Origin of the sequence: Ilumatobacter sp. (genome assembly GCF_046290335.1) — a bacterium.
GTDB lineage: Bacteria > Actinomycetota > Acidimicrobiia > Acidimicrobiales > Ilumatobacteraceae > Ilumatobacter_A.
Map to the genome: position 1 here is coordinate 90,105 of NZ_JBKAGH010000004.1, position 26,910 is coordinate 117,014.

Annotated in this window: 23 protein-coding genes; 6 read left to right on the top strand and 17 right to left on the bottom strand. The window is 67.5% G+C overall.

From position 1 onward, the window contains the following. Nucleotides 1–37 precede the first annotated feature (37 nt). Entirely contained in the window at nucleotides 38–2,407 is a 2,370-nt protein-coding gene (locus ACE37B_RS16495) for a glycoside hydrolase domain-containing protein (RefSeq protein ID WP_409924426.1), read from the top strand. Further along, entirely contained in the window at nucleotides 2,404–3,762 is a 1,359-nt protein-coding gene (locus ACE37B_RS16500) for a glycosyltransferase (RefSeq protein WP_409924427.1), read from the top strand. Before ACE37B_RS16495 ends, ACE37B_RS16500 begins: the two co-directional genes overlap by 4 nt. 9 nt (nucleotides 3,763–3,771) lie before the next feature. Here ACE37B_RS16500 and ACE37B_RS16505 read toward each other — a convergent pair whose 3' ends face one another. Both ACE37B_RS16505 and ACE37B_RS16510 read right to left on the bottom strand, forming a co-directional pair. Beyond that, nucleotides 3,772–4,422 (bottom strand): nitroreductase, encoded by a 651-nt coding sequence (locus ACE37B_RS16505; protein WP_409924428.1) that lies wholly within the window; start codon nucleotides 4,420–4,422, stop codon nucleotides 3,772–3,774. Nucleotides 4,423–4,467: 45 nt separating this feature from the next. Then, the gene (locus ACE37B_RS16510; RefSeq protein ID WP_409924429.1) at nucleotides 4,468–5,664 is read right to left on the bottom strand and encodes a zinc-binding dehydrogenase; all 1,197 of its coding nucleotides are present in this window, start codon (nucleotides 5,662–5,664) and stop codon (nucleotides 4,468–4,470) included. A gap of 44 nt (nucleotides 5,665–5,708) precedes the next feature. Here ACE37B_RS16510 and ribD point away from each other — a divergent pair, with 44 nt between their 5' ends. Next, nucleotides 5,709–6,692 (top strand): bifunctional diaminohydroxyphosphoribosylaminopyrimidine deaminase/5-amino-6-(5-phosphoribosylamino)uracil reductase RibD, encoded by a 984-nt coding sequence (gene ribD, locus ACE37B_RS16515; RefSeq protein ID WP_409924430.1) that lies wholly within the window; start codon nucleotides 5,709–5,711, stop codon nucleotides 6,690–6,692. 7 nt (nucleotides 6,693–6,699) lie between these two features. Here ribD and ACE37B_RS16520 read toward each other — a convergent pair whose 3' ends face one another. Further along, on the bottom strand, nucleotides 6,700–7,086 hold the full coding sequence (locus tag ACE37B_RS16520; RefSeq protein WP_409924431.1) for a hypothetical protein: 387 nt from the start codon (nucleotides 7,084–7,086) through the stop codon (nucleotides 6,700–6,702). Nucleotides 7,087–7,227: 141 nt separating this feature from the next. Here ACE37B_RS16520 and ACE37B_RS16525 point away from each other — a divergent pair, with 141 nt between their 5' ends. Continuing rightward, nucleotides 7,228–8,439, top strand: coding sequence for a DUF222 domain-containing protein (locus ACE37B_RS16525; protein WP_409924432.1), 1,212 nt, complete (start codon nucleotides 7,228–7,230; stop codon nucleotides 8,437–8,439). On the opposite strand, the gene ribA is transcribed toward ACE37B_RS16525, so the two are convergent. The 3 genes from ribA to ACE37B_RS16540 are packed head-to-tail and all read right to left on the bottom strand — an operon-like array spanning nucleotide 8,429 to nucleotide 11,887. Next, a complete protein-coding gene (gene ribA, locus ACE37B_RS16530) occupies nucleotides 8,429–9,016 on the bottom strand; it encodes a GTP cyclohydrolase II (RefSeq protein WP_409924433.1) in 588 nt (195 codons plus the stop codon). The two genes, ACE37B_RS16525 and ribA, sit on opposite strands and share 11 nt — an antisense overlap. Continuing rightward, nucleotides 9,013–11,385, bottom strand: a complete 2,373-nt coding sequence (cofH, locus tag ACE37B_RS16535; protein WP_409924434.1) for a 5-amino-6-(D-ribitylamino)uracil--L-tyrosine 4-hydroxyphenyl transferase CofH — start codon at nucleotides 11,383–11,385, stop codon at nucleotides 9,013–9,015. The genes ribA and cofH overlap by 4 nt, the downstream gene beginning before the upstream one ends. Nucleotides 11,386–11,422: 37 nt before the next feature. Next, on the bottom strand, nucleotides 11,423–11,887 hold the full coding sequence (locus ACE37B_RS16540; protein ID WP_409924435.1) for a winged helix-turn-helix transcriptional regulator: 465 nt from the start codon (nucleotides 11,885–11,887) through the stop codon (nucleotides 11,423–11,425). A gap of 101 nt (nucleotides 11,888–11,988) precedes the next feature. Between ACE37B_RS16540 and ACE37B_RS16545 the strand changes: the two genes are divergently transcribed. Both ACE37B_RS16545 and hisC read left to right on the top strand, forming a co-directional pair. Next, the gene (locus ACE37B_RS16545; protein ID WP_409924436.1) at nucleotides 11,989–12,759 is read left to right on the top strand and encodes a VIT1/CCC1 transporter family protein; all 771 of its coding nucleotides are present in this window, start codon (nucleotides 11,989–11,991) and stop codon (nucleotides 12,757–12,759) included. A gap of 53 nt (nucleotides 12,760–12,812) precedes the next feature. Beyond that, the gene (hisC, locus tag ACE37B_RS16550) at nucleotides 12,813–13,898 is read left to right on the top strand and encodes a histidinol-phosphate transaminase (RefSeq protein WP_409924437.1); all 1,086 of its coding nucleotides are present in this window, start codon (nucleotides 12,813–12,815) and stop codon (nucleotides 13,896–13,898) included. Here the strand turns inward: hisC and ACE37B_RS16555 are convergent. The 11 genes from ACE37B_RS16555 to ACE37B_RS16605 form a co-directional block, all read right to left on the bottom strand. Beyond that, nucleotides 13,885–15,348 (bottom strand): WS/DGAT/MGAT family O-acyltransferase, encoded by a 1,464-nt coding sequence (locus ACE37B_RS16555; protein ID WP_409924438.1) that lies wholly within the window; start codon nucleotides 15,346–15,348, stop codon nucleotides 13,885–13,887. The genes hisC and ACE37B_RS16555 overlap by 14 nt on opposite strands. 94 nt (nucleotides 15,349–15,442) lie before the next feature. Further along, nucleotides 15,443–16,462: a UDP-glucose--hexose-1-phosphate uridylyltransferase gene (locus tag ACE37B_RS16560; protein WP_409924439.1), complete on the bottom strand. Its 1,020-nt coding sequence runs from the start codon at nucleotides 16,460–16,462 to the stop codon at nucleotides 15,443–15,445. Nucleotides 16,463–16,468: 6 nt separating this feature from the next. Then, nucleotides 16,469–18,247 (bottom strand): acyl-CoA dehydrogenase, encoded by a 1,779-nt coding sequence (locus ACE37B_RS16565; RefSeq protein ID WP_409924440.1) that lies wholly within the window; start codon nucleotides 18,245–18,247, stop codon nucleotides 16,469–16,471. Nucleotides 18,248–18,320: 73 nt separating this feature from the next. After that, complete coding sequence (locus ACE37B_RS16570; RefSeq protein ID WP_409924441.1) at nucleotides 18,321–19,235, bottom strand: DNA-3-methyladenine glycosylase family protein; 915 nt, start codon at nucleotides 19,233–19,235, stop codon at nucleotides 18,321–18,323. Continuing rightward, nucleotides 19,232–19,756, bottom strand: coding sequence for a hypothetical protein (locus ACE37B_RS16575; protein ID WP_409924442.1), 525 nt, complete (start codon nucleotides 19,754–19,756; stop codon nucleotides 19,232–19,234). The genes ACE37B_RS16570 and ACE37B_RS16575 overlap by 4 nt, the downstream gene beginning before the upstream one ends. 84 nt (nucleotides 19,757–19,840) lie before the next feature. Next, entirely contained in the window at nucleotides 19,841–20,395 is a 555-nt protein-coding gene (locus tag ACE37B_RS16580) for a TetR/AcrR family transcriptional regulator (protein ID WP_409924443.1), read from the bottom strand. Between the two features lie 170 nt (nucleotides 20,396–20,565). Next, nucleotides 20,566–22,170: a citramalate synthase gene (gene cimA / locus ACE37B_RS16585; RefSeq protein WP_409924444.1), complete on the bottom strand. Its 1,605-nt coding sequence runs from the start codon at nucleotides 22,168–22,170 to the stop codon at nucleotides 20,566–20,568. A gap of 823 nt (nucleotides 22,171–22,993) precedes the next feature. Then, nucleotides 22,994–23,362, bottom strand: a complete 369-nt coding sequence (locus ACE37B_RS16590) for a hypothetical protein (RefSeq protein ID WP_409924445.1) — start codon at nucleotides 23,360–23,362, stop codon at nucleotides 22,994–22,996. A gap of 45 nt (nucleotides 23,363–23,407) precedes the next feature. Beyond that, the gene (locus ACE37B_RS16595) at nucleotides 23,408–24,880 is read right to left on the bottom strand and encodes an aromatic ring-hydroxylating oxygenase subunit alpha (protein ID WP_409924446.1); all 1,473 of its coding nucleotides are present in this window, start codon (nucleotides 24,878–24,880) and stop codon (nucleotides 23,408–23,410) included. A gap of 38 nt (nucleotides 24,881–24,918) precedes the next feature. Then, nucleotides 24,919–25,836, bottom strand: a complete 918-nt coding sequence (locus ACE37B_RS16600) for a branched-chain amino acid transaminase (protein WP_409924447.1) — start codon at nucleotides 25,834–25,836, stop codon at nucleotides 24,919–24,921. Between the two features lie 72 nt (nucleotides 25,837–25,908). Then, nucleotides 25,909–26,901 (bottom strand): 3-isopropylmalate dehydrogenase, encoded by a 993-nt coding sequence (locus ACE37B_RS16605; RefSeq protein WP_409924448.1) that lies wholly within the window; start codon nucleotides 26,899–26,901, stop codon nucleotides 25,909–25,911. Between the last annotated feature and the right edge of the window lie 9 nt (nucleotides 26,902–26,910).

Sequence of the window (26,910 nt, forward strand, 5' to 3'; positions counted from 1 at the left end):
GAACCATCGCGAGAACGGCAGCGCTGACGACGCGTTCATGGCGTCGAAACACTGCGAACACATCGCTTTCGTACGGTTTCGTCATGAGGACGCCACGACCGGCAACACCGGCAGCACCGGTGGCACAGAGCGAGGGCACCCGGCTGACGTGATCGACGCGGTCGATCCGTTCATCGGGAGTCGTCCGGCCGATCTGCCGACGCCCGACGGACTCGCCGCGACCTGGTGGTGGCCGAAGCCGGCCGTCGGCAACACCCATCCCGGTGCGACCTACCCGTTCGGGATGGTCTCGGCGTGCGCCTACTCGGGCGCGTACCCGACGGGCTACGGGCTCTACGAACGCTCGACCGAAGGAATCCCCGGGCAATTGCATGACCGCCCGGTGGCATCGGGGTTCACCCACTTCCAGCAGTCGGGCACCGGCGCGATCCGCAAGTACTACAACTACCTCCGCGTCACGCCGATGCTCGACCCGCTCGACGACCTCGGGACGAACTGGGCACTCACGAGCGAGGTCGCCGAGCCTGGCTACTACGCCGCGACGCTCGGCAACGGTGTGCGCTGCGAAGTGACCGTCGGGCCCAAGAGCGCGGTCCATCGCTACACGTTCCCGGCGCATCGCAACGCGCGCATCGTGCTCGACGCGTCGCACGGCGGCTTGGCGATCGACCGAGGCGCGACCGTCCCGCTGCGAGCCACCCTCGAGGCGATCGAACCCGGGGTGGTCGCAGGTGACGTCGTGATGGAAGGCGTGCCGCTCGCGTTCCACATCGAGTGCGACACACCCGACTGGCGCCAGATGCTCTGGTACGACCGACGCCTCATGGCGGGCGGTACCAGCCTCCAGTTCGACTCGATCCGACCCACGACCCTGCGCCCCTTCGGCACGATCTGGGCGGGCCCGGCCGAAGCGGGCCAGACGATCGAGCTACGCATCGGTTTCTCGATGCGCGGCCGGGAGCAGGCCGCCGCCAATCTGGCGCGAGACACGTTCGACTTCGATCAGCGGCGCGCCGAAACCCGCACCGTCTGGGCCGAGCACCTCGACCGGATCCGTGTCGATGCCGGGTCGTCGGCGCTGGCGACCGAGCGCCAGACGGTGTTCTCGACCGCGTTGTACCACTCGATGATCAAGCCGTGCTTCGCGAATGACGAGAGCCCGTTCTGGCCGGCGTCGGGGCCCTACGTGTTCGACATCTGCACGATGTGGGACATCTACCGGACGCAGTTGCCGCTCCTCACGGTGCTGTTCCCCGACCGTGCCGTGGAGCTCGCCAATGCGCTGGTCCGGATCTGCGAGGAGGAGGGCAACCTGCCGATCGGCTATCGGATGGCCAAGGGAGCGGACCGCTTCTTCCGGCAGGGCAGTGCGCTCGCCCACACGTTCCTCGCCGACGTCTGCGATCTCGGCCTGCCGGGCATCGACTGGGACTGGGCGTTGGTCCACATGGACACCGACCTGCGCCGCCAGTACGGCGAGGAGTTCCTCGAAACCGGTGTCGCCCACCCGATCACGCACACGCTCGACCTCGCGTTCGGATACCGCTGCACGGCACTCGTCGCCCGCCACGTCGGTGACGACGCGTTGGCCGAGCAGTTCGAAGCCCTCGCCACGCGCTGGCGCAATGCGTACGATCCGGCGACCGGGCTCGTCCACGACTCGGGGTTCTACGAGGGCGGCAAGTGGAACTACTCGTTCCGCCTCGGACACGACATGGCCGGGCGAATCGAACTAGCCGGCGGCGAAGCGGCTTACGGCGAACTGCTCGACCGGTTCTTCGGCGTGGGCGCCGAGCCCGTGAAGCAACTCGGCCACGCACCGAGCGCCGACGAAGTCGCAGCCGGGTATGCGCTCGACCGCTTCGAAGGCCTCAACAACGAGCCCGACATGGAAGCGCCGTGGTCGTATCACTACATCGGTCGACCGGACCGAACCGCCGACATGGTCCACGCCATCGTGATGAACCAGTTCGGAATCGGTGCCGGTGGGCTGCCCGGCAACGACGACTCGGGCGGACTCAGCTCCTGGTACGTCTGGGCATCGATCGGGTTGCTTCCGGTCGCCGGGCAGCAGATCGTGTTCGTCAACACACCGTCGTTCGCTCACGTCCGGCTCCGCACCGGCGCCAGCGCATTGACGATCGACACGGTCGGATTCGTCGAACCCGAACCCGACCTCCCACCCCAGTACGTGCAATCGGTGACCTTCGACGGCGTACCGCTGGAGCGGACCTGGCTGACCTTGCACGAACTGCACCGAGGTGGCCGCCTGGTCATCGAACTCGGGCCGACCCCATCCGACTGGGGCACCACCGGGCGACCGCCATCTGTTCACCGCGACCCACACCGCGACCCACACCGCGACAACCGCCACGACCCGCACCACGACATGGAGGACACCCGATGACCATGCTCACCGATCACATCGAGCACACCGGCCCCGGCCTGCCACCTGCCGAATCGGAGGCGCCGCCGTCGGATCCGACGAAACGTCTCGTCATCGTGGTGCGCGCCGATCCCGTCATCTGCGGGCACTCGGGCGAGGCCCGCAACCTGGCCGAGGTGGCCCTCACCCGCGGCTACGACGACGTTCGCATCGTGACCTGGTCGATCCCGACCCTCCAAGCGGCCGGCCTGCCGCTCAAGCCCCTCGATGCCGTCCTGCCCTACTCCCCCGGCATCACCGTGGAACGACCCGAACCGGTCGGCGACTACAAGGTGCCCGATGGCCGCCATCTGGGCGGCATCGTCGGTCGCCTCGTCGAACTCTTCACCGAGGGCGTCCCGACGACCGCGATGTCGTTGTACCTCACGCCCCACGACACCGCCGTCTCACAGGCCGCTCAGATCGCCCGGGCGACCGGCATGTGCGCGCCGCTCACCACGATCGCCGAAGCGGTCGGCTCCGACATCACCAACGTCGTGCGCACCGCCGTCGACGAAGGCCGCTTCGGCGCCGCTGCACAGGTGCTCACGACCTATCTGTCCAACGATCTGTGCGTCGCCGTCTCCGAGTACACCAAGGAACTCATCGTCGCCGCGGCCACGGAGGTCGATGCGCGCTGGGGCACGTCGTTCGCCGATGCCTGCAGCGAGCGAGTCCACATCTCGTATCCGGCGATCGACAGCCGCGCCTACACCACGCTCGACCCGGCCGACACCGATGCGGTCCTCGCTCGGCGCGGCCTCGAGCGCGACGGTTACGTGATGTTCCTCTCGCGACTCAGCAAGGCGAAAGGCGTCGACGATCTGATCAACGGCTTCGCCATGAGCGCGGCGGCCCGACGGACCAAGCTCGTGATCTGCGGCAACGGCCCGGAAGCATTCGAACTGCGAGCGCTCGCGGCATCGACCCCGCACGCCGACCGGATCGTGTTCTTCGACGACGTCGGCGACGACGAGAAGCCGCACCTGATGGCCGCTTCAGCGGCGTATGCCCTCCCCAGCAAACCGCGACCCGAGTTCGTCGAGACGTTCGGCATCGCGCTGGTCGAAAAGATGCTGGCCGGCGGCGGGCCGGTGATCACCTGCGACACGGGCGGCATCGGGGAGGCGGTCGGGCCGCACGCGAAGATCGTCCCGACGTCGCATCCGTACGCGATCGCGAACGCGCTCAACGAGATCGTCCTCGGTCTGTCGCCCGGCGAACGAACCCGCTGGGGAGCCGCCGCTCGCGAGTACGGCATGCAGTTCGATCGAGTCAACGTGTTCGACCGGTTGTTCGCTCGTCTCCCCGGACCTCAGGCCGTCGCCGCGGCCTGAGGTGGAGCGTCAGACGAAGCGGGCGAAGACGTCGAACGGCTCGCGCTCGGAGTCGACCGAGTTGATCGGATGGTCCCAGTCGGCTTGGCCGATCGCGACACCGCAGAAGATCTGTTGCTCCTCGGGCGCACCGACGAACTCGCTCACCGCTGCTTCGTGAACCGCCCACGCCTCCTGGGCACAGGTATCGAGGCCTGCCTCCTGCGCGAGCAGCATGAAGGTCTGGAGGAACATGCCGAGATCCGACCACTGCGGTGGCCCCATCACTCGGTCGACGAAGCAGAAGATCGCCGCTGGCGCGCCGAAGAAGTCGAGGTTCTTCGCGAACTGGGCGAGGCGACCCGCCTTGTCGTCACGACCGACGCCGATCGACGCGTACATCTGCTCGCCGATCTTGAACCGCGACGACCGGTACGGCTCGTGCAGGCTGGGCGGGTAGATGTCGTACGCCGGCGCGCCGGGCTGGCGGGTGGCGATGAACTCGCGGAACCGTGCCATCGACTCGCCGTTGACGACGTAGATCCGCCACGGTTGCACGTTGCCGCCCGACGGCGACCGTGAGGCCGCGGTCAACAACTCGCGCAACACGTCGTCGTCGACCGGATCGGGTCGGAACGCGCGGATCGATTTGCGACGGTTGACGGCTTCGGTGACGTTCATTCGCTCATCTTCCATCCGGTCAGCTTCCCAAACCCATGTCGAGACTCACGCATCGGCTGCGTGTGGTGTGATCAGCGCCTTGTCGCCGGTCGCCATCCGGGCGTAGCGGCGAGCCTGCTCGGGGTCGACCGCGTCGGTCAGCGACAGGCGCATCCCGTAGCTGCTCGCGAACGTCGTGGTGATCTCGTCGGCGACGCGGCGGCGCAGTCGTTCAGCGGCCTCGGGGCCGACCTTCATCAGGAACGGAGTCAGCAGCCAACCGCCCACCGACCACGCCATCCCGAAGTTGCGGTTGAGGATCGTCGGGCTCCGATCGAGACCGCCGTAGACGTAGACCTGCTTGTGCGTACTCGACCCGTACCGGCTGAACTGATCGCCCTCACTCGCGACCTTCTCCATCCGCGACAAGATGACGCTCGCCAGATCGCCGCCCCCGATGGCGTCGAACGCGATCGTCGCGCCGGTCGCCCGCAACGCATCGGTGAGGTCGCTCACGAAGCTCTCGGCGCTCGAATCGACGACGTGCTCGGCGCCTTCCCCACGGAGCAACTCGACGTGCTCGGCGCGACGGACGATGTTGACGAGGGGCACCCCGTCGGCGAGACAGATGCGGTTGAGCATCAACCCGAGGTTCGAGGCACCGACCGTGTGCAGCAACCCGCGGTGCCCTTCGTCCAGCATCGTCTCGACCATGCCGAGCGCGGTGAGCGGGTTCACGAAACAGGCGGCCGCGTCCTCGGGGTCGGTGCCGTCGTTCATCGCGAGACAACTCGACACCTTGATCGTCCGGTACTCGGCGTACGCGTTGCCGGAGAGGAACCCGACGACCTTGCCGGCGAGGGCGCGTGCGTCGTCGGAGTCACCGGTGGCGACGACGGTGCCGCCGCCTTCGTTGCCCGTCGGCATGGCGGTGTCGAGGCGACCTTCGAGGCCAGCGGTACCGGTCGGGATCATCGCTCGGACTGCCGGCAGCGATTCGTCGGACGGTGATGCGACACCGGTGGCGCTGGCCATGTCGGCGCCGGCGAACAGCATGCCGAGATCGGACGGGTTGATCGGAGCGGCTTCGACGCGCACCACGACCTCGTCCGGCGCTGGCGCCGCGACGTCGGCGCGATGCACCGCGAGCGTGACCGAGCCGTCGCCCGCGACGGTGGATCGAAGCTCCAAGGTCGAGTCGGCCGGGCTGGTGGGTGGGGTGTCGGGCGGGTTGTCGAGCGGGGTGTGCGGCGTGTCGGACATGCACTCATCTTTACCCACGGGCTCCGAGCGGCCATCATGGCAGGGTGGTATTCGACGACAATGCGCTGATGCAGGCCGCTTACGAGGCCGCGGCCACCGTCCGGACGTCGACGGCGCCGAATCCCTGGGTCGGCGCGGCCGTTCGAACGGTCGATGGAAAGGTCTTCACCGGCGCCACCCAGCCGCCTGGCGGGGCCCACGCCGAAGTCGTCGCGCTGGCCGCTGCCGGCACGGCGGCCCGAGGCGGCACCCTGGCCACGACGCTCGAACCATGCGCGCACACCGGTCGCACCGGGCCGTGCTCCGAAGCGATTCTCGAGGCGGGCATCGCTCGTGTGCTCGTCGGCGTGCTCGATCCCGATGATCAGGTTTCAGGGCGCGGTGTCGCCACGCTGCGCGACGCTGGCATCGAGGTCGAGACGGGAATCCTCGTCGACGCGATCACCGAACAGCTCACGCCGTACCTCCACCATCGCCGGACCGGCCGCCCCTACGTGATCGTGAAGCTGGCGACGACGGTCGACGGGCGCACGGCGGCTCCCGACGGGTCGAGCCGCTGGATCACGAGCCACGACGCTCGCCGTGACACCCACCAACTCCGCGCCGAGAGCCAGGCCATCCTGGTCGGCGCCGGCACGATCCGCTCCGACGACCCCGAGTTGACGACCCGCCTCGTCGACGGTCCCGATCCACGCCGCGTCGTGCTCGGCGCGGCGGCCCCCGATGCCAAGGTCCACCCGTGCCTCGAATGGCGCGGCGAGCTGACCGACCTGCTCGACCGGCTGGGCGACGAGGGCGTGCTGCAGCTCATGGTCGAAGGCGGATCCAGCACGGTCGCGCAGTTCCACGCCGAAGGGCTGGTCGACCGGTTTGTCATCTACATCGCCCCGGCGATGTTCGGTGGCGACGACGCCCAGCCGATGTTCGTCGGCGAAGGCGGCCCCACCATCGACGACCTGCGTCGCGGCCGCTTCGTCGACGTCCGCCGAATCGGCGACGACCTGCGCCTCGACGTCGTCCTCGACTGACTCACCGTCACTCGCAGGCGTCCGGCGCCTCGACGATGTCGGTTCGCGCGAACTCGACCGCAACGTCAGGCCCGCCGCGATAGACCGCCGTGACGTCGTCGAGGACGAGCAGTTCGCCGGCGTCGTACGGATTGCCCCAACCCGCTGGCGGGTTGGCGTTGCCGTCGTCGATCGGCATCGTCCGCCACCAGACACCGTCGACACGAGCCCATTCGACTCCGCAATGAACGTAGAGCACGTAGTCGTAGGTCTCGCCGACCTCGACCCCCGGCCCGTACGGCGGTCGGTCGGCGAGATCCGCGTCAGCCGGCCCCTCCACGACGGCGGCGCCCCCGCACGCCACCAGCGTCAGCCCGCCGATCGCGACGAGGGCGGGCCGCAGCAGAGATTTCATACCTGATTCGACGTCCTCGGTTCGTCGCCGGTTCCCGAGTGACGGGAGGTATCGCTCGGAGCGATCACCGGAACGTAGCCCATCAGAATCCTGCATGATCTTCGATTTGATGATCGAACACACGTTCGTTACCATGATGTCATGTCAGTGGGAATACGACTCCAGAGGTTGGAGGCACTCGACGTGTCGGCGTTGTCGGCAGGGGCCGCCATCGCGGCACTCCGTGACCTCGCCGTCGTCCGTGGCAAGACCGACCAGTTGGAAGCAGCCATCGCCCGACGCATCAGCGAGCTGCACGAGATCGGCGACGCCGTCCCGGCTGCCGACGTGCTCGGTCGCCAGGGGCGAGCGTCCCGGCGATCGGCAGAGAAGGCCGATCGACGGTCGAAGGCGCTCGGCGAGGTACCTCGGCTGAACGAGGCACTCGGCAAGGGCAAGGTCGGCGCCGAACACGCCGACGCGCTCGCCGGAGCCGCCGGTCGGCTCGACGACGAGCAGCGCACCGCGTTGTTCGGACGCGATCAGGAGATCACCGAACTCGCGGCCTCGCTGTCGCCGGAATCGTTTCGCCGCAAGCTGCACGCGATCGTCGACGAGATCACCGACGACGACGGACTCGACCGAGCCGCCCGCCAGCAAGCCGACGCGACCGTGTCGATGAAGATCGACGACGAGACCGGGATGCACACGCTGTACGCACGACTCACCCCCGAAGCCGGCAACCGCATCCGGCGGGCTCTCGATCACGAAGCGGCGGCGCTCGCCAAGCTCGAACGCTCTGCCGGGCTCCGCCGCGACCAGCTGCTGGCGACTGCGCTCGAGCACATCGTCGTCGGCGACGCCGTCACCCAAGGAATGGGTCCGGCGGAGGTGGCCGTGCTCATCGACCTCCGCACGCTCACCGATGGCCGACACGCCGCCACCGTGTGCGAGTACTCAGACGGCTCGCCCATCCCGGCGGAGACCGCTCGCCGGCATGCCTGCGAGGCGAAGATCATCCCCGTCGTCCTCGGCGCCGACAGCGACGTCCTCGACGTCGGCAGGGCGAGCCGGTTGGCGACCCCAGCTCAACGAAGCGCACTTCGTGCGATGTATCGAACGTGCGCCATCGACGGCTGCGATCAGCACTTCGATCGCTGTCACGTGCACCACATCCACGAATGGGAGCACCACGGCCCGACCGACCTCGACAATCTGCTCCCGGTCTGCGGTTTCCACCACCATCGACTCCACGAGGGCCGATGGCGGGTCGACCTCGACGCCGCCACCCGTCACCTCACCGTCACCCTCCCCGACGGGACCCACCACTCGAGGTCGTCGCCCGACCGCGTGGGCCTGCGGGCTACCGGGTGAGGTGACCGAGACGAGCGACCTTGGTCTGCAGGTAGGCGAGGCTCTCGGGATGCGGCTCGACCGCGAGCGCGACCAGTTCGTCGACGGCGATGCCGTGTTCGACGAGACCCGCCGCTTTCGCCGGGTTGTTGCTCAGCAGGCGCACCGACGTGACGCCGAGATCTCCGAGGATCGCCGCGGCGACGTCGTACTGGCGAGCATCGACGGGCAGACCTTGCGCGGTGTTCGCATCGACCGTGTCGAGGCCGCTGTCTTGCAGCTCGTAGGCCTTGATCTTGTTCGCCAGGCCGATACCGCGGCCTTCGTGACCGCGCAGATACAGCACGACGCCGCGGCTGGCGTCGGCGACCTGCGCCAACGCCGCCTGGAGCTGTGGTCCGCAGTCACACCGTTGCGAGCCGAGCACGTCACCGGTGAGGCACTCGCTGTGCAGCCGGGCGAGCACGCCCGCACCGGCGATCTCCCCGGCGACCATGGCGACGTGTTCGTGGCCGTCGACGGCCCGATACGACACGATTCGGAACTCGCCGTGCTCGGTCGGCAGGCGAGCGTCGCCGACCCGTTGGACGAGGCTCACGCCGGCGCCACCACGCGGCCGTAGCCGGTCGTGCGCTGCTCGATCGGGCGCCCGACCGAGGCGGCGAAGTCGTGGAAGCTCTGCACGGTCATCGACTGCCCGTGGCTGGCACCTGCGGCCCGGGAGATGTTCTCGTCCATCAGCGTGCCGCCGAGGTCGTTGCATCCGGCGTTGATCATCTGCGCGGTGCCGACGAGACCGACCTTCACCCAGCTCGCCTGGATGTTCGGGATCAGTGCGCCATATGCGAGGCGAGCGACCGCGTGGACGAGCAGGTTCTCGCGGAACGTCGGGCCGCGCCGAGCGCGTCGTTGCAGGTAGATCGGCGAGGCCATGTGGACGAACGGCAAGCCGACGAACTCGGTGAAACCGACCCGCCCCGCGGCGGCGTTCTCGCGTTGCAGTTCGCGGGTCCGCACGAAATGTCGCGCCCAGTGGACCGGCTCCTCGACGGCGCCGTACATCATCGTGACGTTCGAGTGCAGCCCCACCGAGTGCGCTGCGCGATGGGCCTCGAGCCACTCTTCGGTGTCGACCTTGTCGGGGCACAGGATCGCTCGGATCTCGTCGTCGAGGATCTCGGCCGCGGTGCCCGGCAGTGACGCCAAGCCAGCGTCTTCGAGGCGCCGCAGGTACGTCGGGAGATCCTCGCCGAGACGCTTGGCCCCTTCGGTGACCTCGAGCGCCGTGAAGCCGTGGACGTGCATGTCGGGCACGGCGTCCTTCACGGCCTTCGTCACGTCGATGTAGTAGTCGCCGTCGAAATCGGGGTGGATGCCGCCCTGGAGCGTGACCTCGGTGGCGCCGAGCTCCCAGCCTTCGAGTGCTCGCTGGGCGATGTCGTCGAGCGTCAGCAGATAGGGCGTCCCGCGCAGATTGAGCGACAACGGGCCCTTCGAGAACCCACAGAACTTGCACTTGAACGTGCAGACGTTGGTGTAGTTGATGTTGCGGTTGTTGACCCACGTCAGGGTGTCGCCGACGAGTTCGCGACGAAGATCGTCGGCGGCGCGGGCGACGGCACCGACCTCCGGGCCGCGGGCGCCGAACAGCGTGGTGATCTCGTCGATGCCGATCTCGTCGCCGGACTCGATGCCGGCGAGCACGTCGGCGACCGCACCGCGCAGCGGGGCCGGCGACGGGGGCGCCGGGATGAGCGTCGGCGGCGTGCTGTCCGATCCGGAGTACCACGCCGTCGACCGATGGCCGACGAGCACGAACTCGGCACCGTCGGCGACGGTGTCGGCGGCGGTGGTCTTCTCGGGCCAGAACTGGCCGGGATCGTCGCGCCCGAGCCATTCGGCGTCGGCACGATCGATGACGGCGAAGTGCAGCGACTCGTCGATCCACCTTGCGCGATCGCGTACGAATTCGGGATACACCGTGAGGCGCGGCGCCAAGGCGAAGCCGCGGGCTTCGGTCACCTCGCGCAGTCGATCGAGGTCCGGCCAGGGCCGTTCCGGGTTGACGTGGTCGGCGGTGACGGGCGAGACCCCTCCCCAGTCGTCGATGCCGGCGTCGAGCAGCGATCCGAAGTCGTCCGACAGGTTCGGTGGTGCCTGCAGGTGCACATCGGCCGGCAGGATGAGGCGCGCCGCTGCGATCGCCCAGAGGTAGTCGTCGCTCGGACACGCCCGCACGCCCTTCATCGAGGTGCGCAACTTGGGGAGGAAGTTCTGGACGATGACTTCCTGCACGTGGCCATGGCGACGATGCGAGGCGGCGATCGCCTCCAGCCCGGCGAGTTGGTCGGCGCGGGTGTCGCCGATTCCGATCAGCAGACCGGTCGTGAACGGGATCTGCAGCTCGCCGGCGGCTTCCAGCGTGGCAAGGCGTCGTGCCGGGGTCTTGTCGGGTGCGCCACGGTGCGCCTCGAGATCGTCGGCGACCGACTCGATCATCATCCCCTGGCTCGGGCTCCACGGCCGCAGTTGACGCAGTTCGTCGATCGACAAGGCCCCGGCGTTGGCGTGCGGAAGCAGTCCGGTCTCCGCGAGCACCAGTTCACCCATCGCCGCGACGTAGTGGACCGTCGAGTCGTAGCCCCGTTCACGCAGCCAGGCACGCGCCACCTCGTAGCGGTCTTCCGGCCGTTCCCCGAGGGTGAACAACGCCTCGTGGCACCCGTTGCGTGCGCCTTGGCGAGCGATGCGCAGCACCGCTTCGGGCTCGAGGTACGGCGTCTCGACGCGTGCCGGAGGTTGCGCGAACGTGCAGTAGCCGCAGGTGTCGTTGCACAGGAAGGTCAGCGGGATGAACACCTTCGGGCTGTAGGTCACCCGGGTGCCGAAGCGTTCATCGCGACGAGCAGCAGCCAGTGCCATCAGGTCGGCGAGCGACGCGTCGAGGAGTTCGTGGTGGTGGGTCATCGGGGCTCCGGGAGGATCGGGTGGGCTGAGGGTGGGCTCACGTGGTGGGGGCGCCAGGGCCGGGGCGGCTGGCGATCTGGTGAGGGGTGAACGTCTCGTCGCAGTGCCAGCAGACGAACTGCTGGTCGAGGGGATGGCCGCACGCCTCGTGCGTCAGCACCGTCGGAGGGCCGTCCGACGACAGCCAGTCGTCGCCCCACCGCATCAGCGCGACCAGGGTCGGCGACAACGCCATGCCCTTCGGTGTGAGGCGGTACTCGTGCCGCGGCGGTCGCTCGCAATAGAGCTGACGTATCAGCACGCCGTGTTCGACCAGCCGTTTCAGTCGATCGGTCAGCACCGGGCGGGCGATGTCGAGGTCCTTGCGGAAGTCGTCGAAGCGACGCACGCCGCGAAATGCGTCGCGCAGGATCAAGATCGTCCAGCGGTCGCCGAGCACGTCGAGACTGGCCTGGATCGAGCACGCCGAGACAGCGGGCAACGACGGATCGGGATCGGACACGTCGACAACCTAGAGTGAGTTCGCTTCCAGAACCAAGTCGGTGCGAGATCCGAACTCACTCGGCTCACCGGACCCCGTCGAAGCTGGGTACCGTGGGGTTCATGTCCGACGAGCTCATCGAGCACGAACACGAACACGACCCGGACGATGATCACGATCATCACGATCACCGGCATTCACACATGGTTCACCGACACCGAGATGTCACGGGCGGTACGGCGCGTGCCGCCGTGTTCGGTGTCAGCGATGGGCTCGTCTCCAACGTGGCGTTGATCCTCGGCGTGGCCGCCGCCGCGTCGGACCGATCGAGCGTCCTCGTGGCCGGTGTCGCCGGGCTCCTCGCCGGCGCCGCATCGATGGCCGCCGGCGAGTACGTCTCGATGAAGGCCCAGGCCGAACTCGTCGAACGAGAACTCGCGATCGAACGTCGCTCGCTGGCCCGCCAGCCCGCCGCCGAAACGCGAGAGCTGGCCGCCATCTACCGCAGTCGAGGTCTCTCGGAGGAGCGAGCTCGTGAGATGGCCGAAGCGGTCATGCTCGACCCCGAGGTCGCCCTCGAGGTCCATGCTCGCGAAGAACTCGGCGTCAACCCCGACGAGACCGGCAACGCCGTCGCCGCCGCGATCAGCTCGTTCCTCGCGTTCGCCATCGGCGCCATGATCCCGTTGTTCCCTTGGTTCTTCACCGAAGGCAACGGTGCGGTGATCGCGTCGGCGCTCCTGGGGCTCCTGGCCGCCACGATCGTCGGCATCGTGCTCGCCACCTTCACCGAACGCTCCAAGTTCCGCACGGCGCTCCGCCAGGTCACCTGGGCGGTTGCAGCCTGTGCGGTCACGTGGCTGATCGGTTCGTGGCTCGGCAGCGTCGTCTAGACAGCCAGCCGGCAAGCACCGCGCCAGCGGGTACGTGCTGGCAGACTGCGCCCATGACCGGACGACCTCGACCCGCCATCGCCGCGCTGCCTGCGTACCGCCCCGGACGTTCCGCCGCCGCGGCCGAAGCCGACCACGGCGTGGTCGACGCGATCAAACTCGCCTCGAACGAGTTGCCGTTCGGGCCGTTGCCGTCGGTGGCCGGTGCGATCGCGGCGGGCATCGAACACCTTCACCTCTACGCCGACCACGGAGCGTCCGCGCTCCGCCAGGCGCTCGCCGCGCACGTCGGCGTCGACCTCGACCAGGTGGCGATCGGGGCCGGGTCGGCAGGCATCCTGCAGCAGATCGTCCTGGCGTACGTCGACACGAGCGAAGAGGTGGCGATGTGCTGGCCGTCGTTCGAGGCGTATCCGGTGTTCGCGATGCTCGTCGAGGCCGAACAGATCCGCGTGCCGCTGCGCGACGAGGTCTTCGACCTCCCGGCGCTCGCCGCCGCGATCGGACCACAGACGAAAGTCGCGTTCGTCACCAACCCGAACAACCCGACCGGTACGGTCGTCGGCACCGACGAGATCGCCGCCTTCCTCGCGGCCGTGCCCGACACGTGTCTCGTCGTGCTCGACGAGGCGTACAACGAGTTCGTCGACGACCCGCGCGTCGCCGACTCGACACCGCTGCTCCAGCAGCACGCCAACCTCGTGATCACCCGAACGTTCAGCAAGGCCCACGGCCTCGCCGGGTTGCGGGTCGGCTACGCGGTCGGCCACCGCGACGCGATCGCGATGATCGACCGCACGCTCGTCCCCTTCGCGATCAACGAACTCGCTCAGCGTGCGGCGCTGGCGAGCCTGGCGGCAGTCGACGAGATGCGTGTCCGTGTCGCGATGGTCATCGAAGAGCGAGCACGGGTGCGCGATGCGCTGCGAACCCGCGGCTGGACGACACCCGACCCACAGGGAAACTTCGTGTGGCTTCCCGTCGGCGACGTTGCGAGCGACCTCGGCGTGGCGCTCGAACGCCACGGCGTCGTCGCGAGGCCGTTCCCCGACGTCGGCGTGCGGATCACGATCAGCGATCGAGCGGGCAACGATCGCTTTCTCGCTGCGCTCGACGCCACCGGCGTCAGTCCGCGCTGAACGGAACACTGGTCGGATCGTCGACCCGATCGTCGACGGCAGCGAGGAGCGCCTCGAATTCTTCCTCGACGGCTCGGGCGAGGTCGTCGAGGTCCGCCAGCACGTCGCGGTCCGACGTGACACCGAAGCAGAGTTGCCCGTCGTAGGACACGACGGCCATCGTCAGCCCTTCGCCGTCGATGACTTCCACGTAGGGATAGGTCCGCAGGATCTTCGCGCCGAGCAGATACAGCGGAATCGGCGGGCCCGGCACGTTGGTGATCACGAGGTTCATCGGGATGGATCGGCTCACGAATCTGGTCAGCGCCGTCGCCAGGATCGGGACGGCATCGGCCAGTTCGACGATTCGCTGCGCGCCATCCATGAGTCCGTCGTCGCGCTTGAGCGCCCTCGTGGTCTCGTGCAGGCGCTCGAGACGAACCGCCGGATCTGATTCGGCAACCGGGAGATCGACGATGATCAGCGAGATCCGGTTGCCGAGCGTGTCACCGTGTTCGTCATCGCCTCGCTTCGACACCGGCACCATCGCGCGTAGGGTGCGGTGTTCGACGTCGTCGCCTCGGGCGAGCAGGAATCGCCGCAGCGCCCCCGTGCAGGCCGCGAGCACGACGTCGTTCAAGGTGACGTCGACGCGTTCGCGGATGGCTGCCGCCAGGTCGAAGGGCACGTCGGCGTGGACCCAGCGCCGGTGAGGCGTGACTGCGACGTTCCATGGGGCACTCGGGGGCCGCTTCGAGAAGCTCGCCGCTGTCCGCACGACATTGGAGGCCGCGTCGACGAGCGAGCGAGGCCGAACGGCCGACGCGAGCGCGTCGCGACCGACCCGCAGCGGTCGAGTGAGCTGGCGACCGATCGCATCGCCGAGCAGGTCGCGGCTCGACGGCGCAGGGCGTGGTTCCCAGACGACGTCGGACCGATCGCTGGGGTCGCGCTCAGCTGCCGGAGGGTGTGGCTCGACGTCGACCAGTGCCATCGCCAGATCGACGTTGGCGATGCCGTCGCCGAGCGCGTGATGCGTCTTGATGATCAGACCGACCTCGTCGCCCTCGAGACCGTCGATCAGCCACATCTCCCACAGCGGGCGGCGGCGATCGAGCGGCAACGACTGGAGCCGAGACATCAGCGTCGACAGCTGCTCGTCGTCGCCGGGCCGTGGGAGCGCCGTGAGCCGAACGTGATAGTCGAGGTCGAAGCGGTCGTCGTCGACCCAGACCGGGCGCCCCTGCGACAGCGGCACCTCCATGATCCGTTGGCGTAGCCGCGGTACCCGATGCAGCCGGCTCCCGACGTGCCGGCGCAGTCGATCGATGTCGAGCGCACCTCGCTCGTCGCGAAGCGGCGCTCCCTCGAGGATCGACAACGATCCGACGTGCTGCGGCTCGTGCTCGGTCTCGATCCGGAGAAACGAGGCATCGGTCGCAGAGAGCGGCTCGCGAAATCCGGGGGCCATTCGCCGAACCTACGTCGAACGAGCCGCGGCGACCAGGGACGAACGTCCCGGGTCGCAGCACGAACGTCCCGGGTCGCAGCACGAACGTCCCGGGTCAGAGCACGTCGCGGAGATTCGCGGCGGCGGTCTCGGGCGTGAGGTCGCGTTGCAGATTCGCAAGCAGCTCGTAGCTCGCCGGGATCTTCGCGACGTCGGCCGAACGCAGCAGCGGCGGGTAGTAGTGCGCGTGGAGTTGGAAGTCGGTCGTCGACGACGTCGGAGCGTTGTGCCAACCCGAGCAGTACGGGAACGGCGTGTTGAAGAGCCGGTCGAAGGCACCGAGCATCACCCGCAGCGCCTCCCCCAGCGCCTGTGACGATGCGTCATCGAGATCGAGCAGCGTCCTCGCCGGCGTCCGCGGCAGCACCAGCGTCTCGTAGGGCCAATACGCCCAGTACGGCACGACGACGATCCAGTGCTCGTTGGCCACGATCGTTCGTGAGCCGTCGACAGCTTCACGCTCGGCGTAGTCCAGCAGCATCGACGAGCCGTGCAGGGACCGGTAACGCTGCTGCGACTCGACCTCACGCATCGCTTCGTCGGGCAGATACTTCGACGCCCAGATCTGGCCGTGCGGGTGGGGGTTCGACGCACCGGAGATCGCGCCGCGCGTCTCGAACAGCTGCACCCACTCGTAGGTCGCCGACAGGTCGGCCAGCTGGTCGCGCCAGAGCTCGATCACGACGGCGATCTCGTCGAGCGACATCTTCGAGAGGGTGAGGTCGTGACGCGGCGAGAAGCAGATCACCCGGCATTCGCCGTCCGCCGCATCGATCTCGAACAGGTCGTCTGCCGGATCGCCGATCGGCGCGGGCACGCCGGGGAGCAGCGCGGAAAAGTCGTTCTGGAAGACGAACGTCGACTCGTAGTCGGGATTGCGGACGCCGCCAGCGCGCTCGTTGCCCGGGCACAGGTAGCACTCCGGGTCATGGCGCGGCGTCTGGTCGGCAGCCGCGTCGTCGAGCTGACCTTGCCACGGGCGTTTCGTGCGCTGCGGCGACACGACAACCCAGTCGCCGGTGAGCGGATTGCGCCGTCGGTGAGGATGCTGCGTCGGATCGAAGGTGGCGGACATCGGGGCTCAGCGCAATTGCGCCGGCGACAGCGCGTACAAACCATCAGCCGTGGCCGTGGCAGCAGGCAGGAGTCCGGCCACGGTCGGCAGGATCTGCTCGCCGAAGAACTTGGCGCTCTCGAGTCGTGCGGCGAGAAACCCGGCGTCGTAGCCGGTTGCCTCCGTCGCAGCGATCGCCGACTTGGCGAGCAGGCCTCCGCACACCGTCGTACCCAGCAACCGTAGATATGGGGTCGATGCGCCGAGTAGCGATCGGGGATCGGTGCGAGCGATCGACAGCAGGTGCTCGGTCGCTGTCCGTGCGACGCCGAGCGCATCCTGGAGATGCGCCCCGAAGCCAGCCAGCCCCTCGATGCTCGACAACGTCGCCGCTCGCTGCGCGAACTCGTCGAGCAACTCGGTGATCACCGCACCGTGACGCATCGCCAGCTTCCGACCGACGAGGTCGGCGGCTTGGATGCCGTTGGTGCCTTCGTAGATCGCGGCGATCCGAATGTCTCGGTAGTGCTGTGCCACGCCGGTCTCCTCGACGTAGCCCATGCCGCCGTGGATCTGGAGCGCCAGTGACGTCATCTCGTTGCCGACGTCGGTGCACAGCCCCTTCGACAGCGGGATCAGCAGGTCGGCCAGTTCCCGCCAGGCGGTCACATCGTCGGGGTCGGTGGCTGCGGTGGCCCGGTCGAGCGCGGCAGCATTGGTGTAGACGAGGCAGCGCATCGCGTCGAGCCACGCTCGCTGCGTCATGAGCATCCGGCGAACGTCGGGGTGCTCGATGATCGGACTCGACGAGCCCTTCGGCGCGCCGATCGCGGTGCCTTGCTCTCGGTCGAGCGAGTATTGCAGCGACTGCTGGTACGCCCGCTCGCTGGCGGCCAGGCCCTGCAGCCCCACCGACAGCCGGGCGTTGTTCATCATCGTGAACATGTTGCGCATGCCCTCGTGTTCGCCGCCGACGAGCCAACCGGTGGCGCCTTCGAACTGCATCACGCACGTCGGCGAGCCGTGAATGCCGACCTTGTGTTCGATCGACACGCACTCGATACCGTTGCGCTCGCCGAGGGCTCCCTGGCCGTCGAGGAGGAACTTCGGCACGAGGAACATCGAGATGCCCCTGGTGCCGGGAGGCGAACCGGGGGTTCGCGCGAGCACGAGGTGCACGATCTGCTCGGCGAGGTCGTGCTCGCCGAACGTGATGTAGATCTTCTGGCCGGTGATCGCGTACGAGCCGTCGCCGTTGGGCTCGGCCTTCGTCGTCACCGCACCGACGTCCGACCCTGCCTGCGGCTCGGTGAGATTCATCGTGCCCGTCCACTGGCTCGTGAGCATCTTGGGCAGATACGTGGCCTTCTGTTCGTCGGAGCCGTGGGCGAGAATCGCGTCGATGGCGCCCTGCGTGAGCAGCGGACACAGCGAGAGTGCCATGTTCGACGAGGTGAACAGTTCCTGGACCGCGATCGCCGAGATCCACGGGAAGTCGGCACCGCCGAACTCGCTCTCGAAGGGCATCGCGCCGAAACCGGACTCGACCCAGCCGTGAAATGCTCGCTGGAAGCTCTCCGGAACGACGACGGATCCGTCGTCCTGGCGGCGAGCGCCGATCCGGTCACCGTCGACGTTCGTCGGCGCCACCACCTCGGCCATGAAACGCCCGACCTCGGCAACGACCTCGGCGAGCGTGGCGGGGTCGACGTGTGCGAAGCGCTCGGTCGCGAGGAGATCGCCCAGGTCGGCGACCTCGTTCATCACGAATCGGATGTCCTCGACTGGCGGCAGGTAGTCACTCATCGTCGCCGAGGCTATTGGATCAAGAGGCACGGCGTCGGCGCCTGCGTCAGGTTCGGTCGTCTCGGACGCGCGTTCAGAGACGTCGGATGTCGGGGTTGAACGCTCGCGGGCCACGGCGGGGCACATGGACACCCGCCGCGTAGAGCAGCCGGATGATGCGTTGTCGATGACCGCGCCAGGGTTCGAGATGCGCGCACATCCTGGCATCACCACCGTCATCAGGATCGAGACGCGTGGCGTCGCCGGTGAACGCGTAGTTGACGAGCGTCGGCATCCCGTAGTCACGCAGCACGATCGTGTCGGGATCGCCGTGCGATGCGATGACGGTTGCGGTCGCCGTCCAGATGCCGAGGCCGGGCAGCGCCGACAAGCGTTCGATCGCCTGGTCGGCGGGCATCGTCGCTGCCTCCTCCAGACGATTCGCACGTTTGGCCGCCAGCAGGATCGCCTCGGCGCGACGCCGCTCGACGTTGATCCGGTGCAGATCGGTATATGACAGCGTGGCGATGGCGGTCGGGGTCGGCGGCACCAGCAGTTCGCACGGTCCTGGCGCCTGCGCGCCCCACGTACGGCACATGCGATTCCAGCTCTTCGACGCTTCCTGCGTCGTCACCCGTTGGCCGAGCAGCACGAGCACGAGTTCTTGCCAGATGACCCCGCACGCTGCGAGACGCACGCCGCGATGGCGCCGCCACCATTCCGCCACACGCGGGTGCAACGACGGGTCGAATCCGGCGAGATCGTCGTGCAAACCGACCCAGTGCGGGGCCCGGTCGAGCAGCCACGACGCCCCGCTTCCCCACGCCTCGGCTTCGACACGGCCGCGGTCGTCCCAGCGCAACCGCATCGTCCCGGGGCCGTCGGGCGTCAGCACCGCTTTCGCGAACTCGCGACCCGCCGAGCGAAAAGTCGGATCGGCCCCGTAGATCCCGATCATCTGCAGCGTCGAGCGCAGATCGATGTCGCCGACCTCGAGGGTTCGGTTCACACGTCGAGCAGCGAGCGCCAGTCGGACGCGTACGCGTCCTGCACCTGGGCTGGCGTCATCCGCAGCGTCGACTCGCGCACCGCGTCGACGACCTGTCGCGCTTCGACGTAGTGATGGCCGACGTGGCGGAGGCCTTCGAACATGGCCGAACGCATCGCCACCAGATCGGCCGCCGGTGCGGTATCCATGAACCCCCACACCGTGTAGGCGATCGTGAGATCGTGCACGACGGGCGCCCGAGAGAACAGCGAGGCTCGGCGCAGGCCGACGCCCAGGCAACCGCGCATGACGTCGTCGGGATGTTCGCCGGGCTGCAGGTGCAGCTTCGAGCGCAGCGAGTTGGCGATCTTGATGGCGAACCCTTGATCGGGCCCTTGCGAACCGAGTCGATCACCGACGGGCTGGAATCCCTCGATGTCCGCTGGACGATCGGGCATCCAGGCGGACGGCACGTGGTCGGGGGACGTGTACGCGCGCGCGACAGCGGTCGGGGCCGTCGGGCTGAACTTGGGAGCTGCCATGGCCCTAGTCAAGCGCGTCCGAGGCCACTCCGTCGGTTTCGGCGGTGCCGGTGTTGCTGGCGTTGTCGGCTGGGTCGGAACGCGTCAGGCCACCGACGCCCGGAAGCGCCCCAGGCACATCGTGAGCAGGTCGACGAGAATCGTGCGCATTTCGTCGAACATGCCGTTGGTCGATCGTCGCAAGAACTCGAACGACTCGAACTGGAACGGCAGTTCCGCTGCGGTGACGACCCGGGTCTGCATGCCCGGCGCGAGCGGTGACAACTCGGCGGCGAAATGGTCGAGGAACTGCTGACGCATGTTGAGCCGGCCGATCTCGAACTGGTGCGCGATCGTCGGCTCGTTGAACGCAGCCACCTTCGCGGCTCGCGTGATCGGTGCCATCGCCGAGTAGACGTGCAAACGATGATCGACGAAGTGGTCGACGCGTTCTTCGAACGATCCGACGCCCGACTGCTCGAGCAACATCTCGGGCCCGTAGCGGTTCAGTGCGTGGGCGACCGCCGCTCGAACGAGTCCGTCTCGATCCTCGAAATACCGATAGATCGACCGATTCGAGACGCCGGCTCGAGCCGCCACCTCGTCGACCGACGGTTCGATCGAGCCGCCTTCGAACAATTCGAGTACCGCGTCGAGCACGGCCGTTCGATTTCTGGTTCGGCGCAGCGTACGGCCATCAAGTGAGTCTCCATCCATCTCTCCCATTCGGCCAGTTTGTCAGTTCGTGTTCACCAGTTCGATGTCAGCAGGAAAGAAACCCACCTTTGGTCACCAGACAGACACGGAACGTGAGTCGGCCGTTCGAGAAGTCAACTCGTCTCGTGAAGGAGTCCGAACACGAGGCTGTCTTCGAGGGCGCGCCACGAGGCTTCGATGATGTTCGGGCTCACGCCGATCGTGGTCCAGTCACGCGTGCCATCGGTGGCCGACAACAGCACTCGCGTCGTTGCCCCCGTTGCGCTTCCCCCATCGAGAATGCGGACCTTGTAGTCGGTGAGATGGATGTTGGCGACGTGGGGCAGCGATCGCTGGATCGCCTTGCGCAGCGCTGTGTCGATGGCGTTGACCGGGCCGTTGCCCTCGGCCGTCCAGACGTGACGCTGAGCGTCGGCCCCGTCGGGACCGTTGGGCCCCACCCACACCTTGACGGTCGCCTCGGTGCTGAACTTGCCGGGCACGACATCGCCGGGCAGTTCGTCGGTGATCACGCGCATCGACTCGACGCGGAAGAACTCCGGCACCGAACCGGCCGTGCGACGCATCAGCAACTCGAGGGAGGCGTCGGCGGCCTCGAACTGGTAGCCCTCGTGCTCGAGGCGCTTGAGGTCGTCGATCACGGCATTGATCTGCTGGCCGTCGATGTCGATGCCGATCTCGTCGGCCTTCATCTGGATCGTCGCGCGACCGGCCATCTCCGACACGACGAAGCGGGTGCCGTTGCCGACCGCCTCGGGAGCGATGTGCTCGTAGGCATCTTTCGCGCGAGCGATCGCCGACACGTGCAGCCCGGCCTTGTGTGCGAACGCCGACGAGCCGACGTAGGGCGCCTGCGGGTTGACGGCACGGTTCAGGGTCTCGGCGACGTGATGGCTCACCGACGTCAGCAGTTCGAGTCGCCCCTCGGGCAGGCACTCGTAGTCCATCTTCAACTGCAGATTGGGGATGACGGTGGTGAGGTTCGTGTTGCCGGTCCGCTCACCGAGCCCGTTGAGCGTGCCCTGGACGTGGCGGGCGCCGGCTTCGACCGCGGCGATCGAGTTGGCGACCGCACATCCGGTGTCGTCGTGGCAGTGAATACCGATCGTGGCGTCACCACCCACGTGCGCCGAGACGTCTCGCACGATCGCGGCGACCTCGTGAGGCAGCGTGCCGCCGTTGGTGTCGCACAGCACCAGGTGGCTGGCGCCGTTGACGACGGCTGCCTCGATCGCACGAAGCGAGAACTCGGGATTCTGCCGGTAGCCGTCGAAGAAGTGCTCGAGGTCGACCAACACCAGGCGGCCCTCGTTGCGCAGGAACCGAACCGAGTCGGCAATCATCGCGGCCCCTTCGTCGAGCGTCGTCTGCAACGCCTCGACGACGTGATACTCGGCGCTCTTCGCAACGATGCAGACCGCCGCCGTGTTCGCCTCGATGAGGTTACGCAACGTCGCGTCGTCGTCGACCTTGCCGCGCGGGCGACGCGTCGAGCCGAACGCGACGAGCGTCGAGGTGTTCAACGTCAGTTCGCGCTGCGCGCGTTCGAAGAACTCGACGTCTTTCGGGTTCGCTCCTGGCCACCCGCCTTCGATGTAGTGCACGCCGAGCAGGTCGAGTTGCTCCGCGATGCGGAGCTTGTCGTCGACCGTCGCAGTGACGCCCTCCACCTGGAGCCCGTCTCGGAGTGTGGTATCGAAGATCTCGACGCGTCGCATCCCACAAGTCTGCCGGGTGACGACCGCCACGACGCAGTCATCACCGGCGCCAGACGCGTGCCGGCCGCGTCGGGTCGCCGGTCACATCACGCGTCGCATCACCCGCTGGAGCGAATTGCACGCGTGCAAGATGTGCGAAAACCTGTGTGGTCGTGGTGAACATCGAGTGAAAATCAGTGGACGCGTGGTGGATGACGAGGTGAACTCCGTGGATAACGGAAAAGTTCTGTGGGTAAGTCTGTGACTTTGTGAATACCTCTTGACCTGGGGTTTTGCATCGACTTGACTGATGTTTGTTCCGAAGAGCGCATGGCGCAAGTCACAGCGGCATCGGGACAGGGACGAGTACACCGGCCACCTCGGCCACCCGAATCGGGCAACCGGATCGGTGCGGGCGAGGCGACGATCGACGCAGGTAACTGCGGCGGCGTCGGGTCAGACCGGGGCGACGGGGAACCGGCGTCGACGGAGACCTGCTGGCGGCGATGGGCAACCGGAGCTGGCAGCGCACGTGGCACGGAGCGAAGTGAGCGGTGACCACCCCAACTGGTCGCCAGGAACGACGTTTCGGTCGGCGCCGAGATCGACGGCACGGGCAACCGGGTCAGCGTGAATGGTGTTGACAAACGGACATCGCCCGCCGCGCCGCCTTTCGGGGCAGCGAGACGGGCGATGTGAACAGGTCGAGCAGCAGGCTAACGCCCAGCGAACGACCGATGGTGGATACGTCCCAAGAGGGCTCCGGAAGGCGCGCCGACTTCGGTCTGGCAGCGCCGCCGGAGCTCTCGCCTTTTTCGGGTGCTGCCGCGAGACGGTGCGCGCGTCAACGACCGCCGTCTCGTCGATCGACGAGCACGCCCGCTCGTTCGAAGGTGTCGGCGAGATGCTCACGCACGTCCGACGACGCATCGCGGGTCTTCTTCATGCCGGCGATGCCACCCGCCCAGCCGCCGGTGCGACGGTCGAAACGCACGACCGTGGTGTCGTCGTCCCACGAACGCAACGCGACGTCGACGCGTACATACGGCGAGAAGCCACCGAACAGGATGTTCTTGATCCGCGAGCCACGCGTCGCGACGAACGTCCACTCGTCGTCCCATGACACTGCGAAGCCGCGCTCGACGAACGCGTCGCTCGTCACCTGCTTCGCGTCGTCCGCGTCACCGCTCAAGGTGAACTCGTGCACCGCCATGGAGCGAACTGTACGGCGACCGACCGACGGCGAGCGACCGGTACGTCAGCCCGCCGGGGTCCGCCACGGGTCGAGTTCGTCGGCCGAACGAACGTCGCGGGCGAGTCCGGCGTCGATGTAGGCGTCGATCATCCGATGGTGCATCCGCATCCGGGTCTCCTGGTAGACGCCGAAGCTCACCCCGCGTTTGCCACGCGACTTCAACCCGGCCTGCACACGCGGCAGGTTGTCCATGTCCTGCTGGAAGACGTCCGCGAGTTGACCCATCCCCTCCGCTTCGTGCCACCGCTGCTCGAGGGTGAGCCGCTGCTGGGGTGCGGGCTCGGGCACCGAGCCGTCGTCAGGATTCGGAGCCATGCGGATGACGTCCATGAAACAGGTGTCAGGGGTGCTCCCCGGTCGCCAGCGATAGACGAGCGACTGGCCGATCCCCGCCCAGGGGGCAAATGCCGGGAACAGGTGGTACAGCGTCGCGTCGAGCAACTCCGTGTCGGATCGATCCGACAGATCGACGCCGAATCGATCGGACATCGCCGCTCGGAAGATGTCGGCCACGACCGCCCTCGGGTTCGCGTCGTCGGGAACGTCGATGCGCATGCCGTCGGGCACCTTGCCCTTCGGCGAGTTCGCAGCAAAGGCCAGGTACGCGTCGACGACCTGCTGCGGCGTGAGTTCGGACAGGTGCGGACTCTGCGCGCCGAAGCCGTTGACGAAGCGTGTGACGTGGGGAGACTCGGGCCAGATCGAGTACTCGCTGTTCTCGTCGGCGGTGAACTCGAGGATCTGCGGGTGCGTGGCGATCACGTGGTAGCCCTCGCCGAACGCTTCCATGCACACCTTCCAGTTCGCTGGCACCTCCTTGGTGGCCCAGAAGGCGCGGTAACGACCGGTCATGTCGAAATCGCGTTCGAAGTGCTCGATCAACTTGTCGGCGTAGGTGTCGAACGGTTGCGGATCCTCGGCCATGTTGACGAACACGAAGCCCTGCCAGGTGGCGACGGCCGCCTCGGGAAGACACGAGTCGGGCTGCTCCCACACCTGCGGAAAGTCCCACTCGGCGGGCAGCTCGGTGAGCGTGCCGTCGAGGTCCCACCGCCATCCGTGAAACGGGCAACGGAACGACGCGACGCGTCCATCATCGACGCGCAGCTTCGTCCCGCGGTGCAGGCACGCGTTGTGATACGCCTTGATCTCGCCCGCCTTCGTCCGCACCACGATCAGCGACTGATCGGCGACGTCGTAGACGACGTGGTCGCCCGGCTGTTCGAGATCGACCTCCATGCACGCCATCTGCCACGTGGAGGTCCACAGGTACTCGTTCTCCAACTCGGCGAAGCGCGCGTCGACATAGCGAGACTTGGGGACGTCGGCCGCCCCCTGCGGGGCCGCGCTGTTGTCGAGCATCGACGCCGGGACCGGCCGGGTGTCACGAGCGAGGAAGTCCTGCACCGACGGGCCCGCGCTCCGGGCGTGTCCGACTTCGACCGGGGTGACGTGTTCGGATTCTGTCGCCGTCATGACGATCAGTCTGGCAACCGATCGGCGGCGTGCTCCCATCAGACCGCGAGTTCGCACCAATCCTTGTACCGGTCGTCCTGACCGGTGACGGTCTGCATGTACGTCTCGGCGATCGCGAGCGTCATCGGTCCGGGGCACGGGATCGAGCGGTCGTCGACCGAGTTGACCGAGCTGACCTCGGCCGCAGTACCGCAGACGAACGCCTCCTCGGCGATGTAGAGATCGCTGCGCGCCAGGTTGTCGAGCGTGACCTCGAAGCCGAGGTCACGGGCGATCGTCATCACCGTGTTCTGCGTGATGCCTTCGAGCGCGCCCGCCGACAAGGGCGGGGCGATCAGCTTGCCGTGACGGGCGACGAAGATGTTCTCACCCGAACACTCGGCAACGAGGCCGTTCGGGGCGAGCATGATCGCCTCGTCATAGCCGGCTTTCAGCGCTTCGACCTTCGCGAGCGACGAGTTGACGTAGTTGCCGGTGGTCTTGGCCGCGGGCGGCATCGTGTTGTGGTCGTGGCGGGTCCAGGACGAGATCTTCATCCGCACGCCCTTGGTCACCGCTTCGTCGCCGAGGTAGGCGCCCCACGGCCAGCAGGCGATCGACACGTCGACCGAGCACGGCAGCGTGTTGAGGCCCATCTCGCCGTAGCCGAGGTAGGCGATCGGGCGGATGTAACACGACGGCAGACCATTGACCGCGACGACCTGCTTCGTGGCGTCGATGAGTTCGGCGACCGTGTACGGGATCTCCATCCCGAGGATCTTCGCCGAGCTGAACAGGCGGTTGATGTGCTCGGTGAGCCGGAAGATCGCCGGACCCTGCGAGGTCTCGTACGCGCGGATGCCTTCGAAGACACCGCTGCCGTAGTGCAGGCCGTGTGTCAGGACGTGCACCTGCGCCTGGTCCCAGTCGACGAGTTCGCCGTTCATCCAGATCTTGTCGGTGGGGGTGATGGGCATCGTGGCTCCGTACGCAGGTGGTGATGCGTATCGGTTTGTCTCTGACACAAACCGATACGGGTGGACGTCGGGTCAGTTTCGCACGCGGGCGGCGATGGCGTCACCTACGTCTGTGGTGCTGCCGGTGACAGGCTCCACACACGCTGCACGAATTCGTTCGGCGGCGTCGGCTTCACCGAGAAAATCGAGCATCAGCGCCGCGGACAAGATCGCCGCGGTCGGGTTCGCCAGGTTCTGGCCGGCGATGTCGGGGGCAGACCCGTGCACCGGTTCGAACATCGACGGGCTCGTACGCGTCGGGTCGAGGTTGGCCGACGACGCCAGGCCGATGCCGCCCGACACGGCTCCGCCGAGGTCGGTCAGGATGTCACCGAAGAGGTTGTCGGTGACGACGACGTCGTAGCGGTGCGGGTCCTGCACGAAGTAGATGCAGGCCGCGTCGACATGGTTGTAGGCGGTGCTGACGTCCGGGTACTCGGCGGCGACCTCGTTGAACGTGCGCTCCCACAGTCCACCGGCGAACTGCAACACGTTGGTCTTGTGCACCAGCGTCAGGTGCTTGCGGTCACGGCGCTGCGCGAGGTCGAAGGCATAGCGGATGCACCGCTCGACGCCGAAGCGGGTGTTGAACGAACCCTGGGTCGCGACCTCCTGGGGCGTGCCGGTGCGCAGCGAACCGCCTTCGCCGACGTACGGGCCTTCGGTGTTTTCGCGCACGACCACGAAGTCGTGCGGGGTGTCGCCGCCGGGAGCGGTGCCGACGAAGGGCCGCTGGTTGATGTACAGGTCGAGGTCGAAGCGCATCTTGAGCAGTAGTCCTCGCTCGATGACACCGGGAGCGACGTCGGGATGGCCGACCGCGCCGAGCAGAATCGAGTCGAACTCGCGCAACTGGTCGAGCGTGTCGTCCGACAGGATCTCGCCGTCGCGCAGGTAGCGGCTGCCGCCCAGATCGAAGTCGGTCGTGGCGACGTCCACCCCGGCGGCGAGGACGACCTTGATCGCCTCCGCCGTCACGTCCGGTCCGATGCCGTCTCCACCGATCACTGCAATGTTGTGCGCCATAGGCGCCAC

Excerpts from the sequence above, each read along its gene's own strand:
- ACE37B_RS16525 (WP_409924432.1), top strand. The coding sequence starts at position 7,228 with ATGTCAGTGGGAATACGACTCCAGAGGTTGGAGGCACTCGACGTGTCG.
- ACE37B_RS16600 (WP_409924447.1), bottom strand. The coding sequence starts at position 25,836 with ATGCCCATCACCCCCACCGACAAGATCTGGATGAACGGCGAACTCGTC.
- ACE37B_RS16560 (WP_409924439.1), bottom strand. The coding sequence starts at position 16,462 with ATGTCCGCCACCTTCGATCCGACGCAGCATCCTCACCGACGGCGCAAT.
- ACE37B_RS16500 (WP_409924427.1), top strand. The coding sequence starts at position 2,404 with ATGACCATGCTCACCGATCACATCGAGCACACCGGCCCCGGCCTGCCA.
- ACE37B_RS16590 (WP_409924445.1), bottom strand. The coding sequence starts at position 23,362 with ATGGCGGTGCACGAGTTCACCTTGAGCGGTGACGCGGACGACGCGAAG.
- hisC (WP_409924437.1), top strand. The coding sequence starts at position 12,813 with ATGACCGGACGACCTCGACCCGCCATCGCCGCGCTGCCTGCGTACCGC.
- cofH (WP_409924434.1), bottom strand. The coding sequence starts at position 11,385 with ATGACCCACCACCACGAACTCCTCGACGCGTCGCTCGCCGACCTGATG.
- ACE37B_RS16510 (WP_409924429.1), bottom strand. The coding sequence starts at position 5,664 with ATGTCCGACACGCCGCACACCCCGCTCGACAACCCGCCCGACACCCCA.
- ACE37B_RS16595 (WP_409924446.1), bottom strand. The coding sequence starts at position 24,880 with ATGACGGCGACAGAATCCGAACACGTCACCCCGGTCGAAGTCGGACAC.
- ACE37B_RS16565 (WP_409924440.1), bottom strand. The coding sequence starts at position 18,247 with ATGAGTGACTACCTGCCGCCAGTCGAGGACATCCGATTCGTGATGAAC.
- ACE37B_RS16505 (WP_409924428.1), bottom strand. The coding sequence starts at position 4,422 with ATGAACGTCACCGAAGCCGTCAACCGTCGCAAATCGATCCGCGCGTTC.
- ACE37B_RS16575 (WP_409924442.1), bottom strand. The coding sequence starts at position 19,756 with ATGGCAGCTCCCAAGTTCAGCCCGACGGCCCCGACCGCTGTCGCGCGC.
- cimA (WP_409924444.1), bottom strand. The coding sequence starts at position 22,170 with ATGCGACGCGTCGAGATCTTCGATACCACACTCCGAGACGGGCTCCAG.
- ACE37B_RS16605 (WP_409924448.1), bottom strand. The coding sequence starts at position 26,901 with ATGGCGCACAACATTGCAGTGATCGGTGGAGACGGCATCGGACCGGAC.
- ACE37B_RS16520 (WP_409924431.1), bottom strand. The coding sequence starts at position 7,086 with ATGAAATCTCTGCTGCGGCCCGCCCTCGTCGCGATCGGCGGGCTGACG.
- ACE37B_RS16545 (WP_409924436.1), top strand. The coding sequence starts at position 11,989 with ATGTCCGACGAGCTCATCGAGCACGAACACGAACACGACCCGGACGAT.
- ACE37B_RS16495 (WP_409924426.1), top strand. The coding sequence starts at position 38 with ATGGCGTCGAAACACTGCGAACACATCGCTTTCGTACGGTTTCGTCAT.
- ACE37B_RS16555 (WP_409924438.1), bottom strand. The coding sequence starts at position 15,348 with ATGGCCCCCGGATTTCGCGAGCCGCTCTCTGCGACCGATGCCTCGTTT.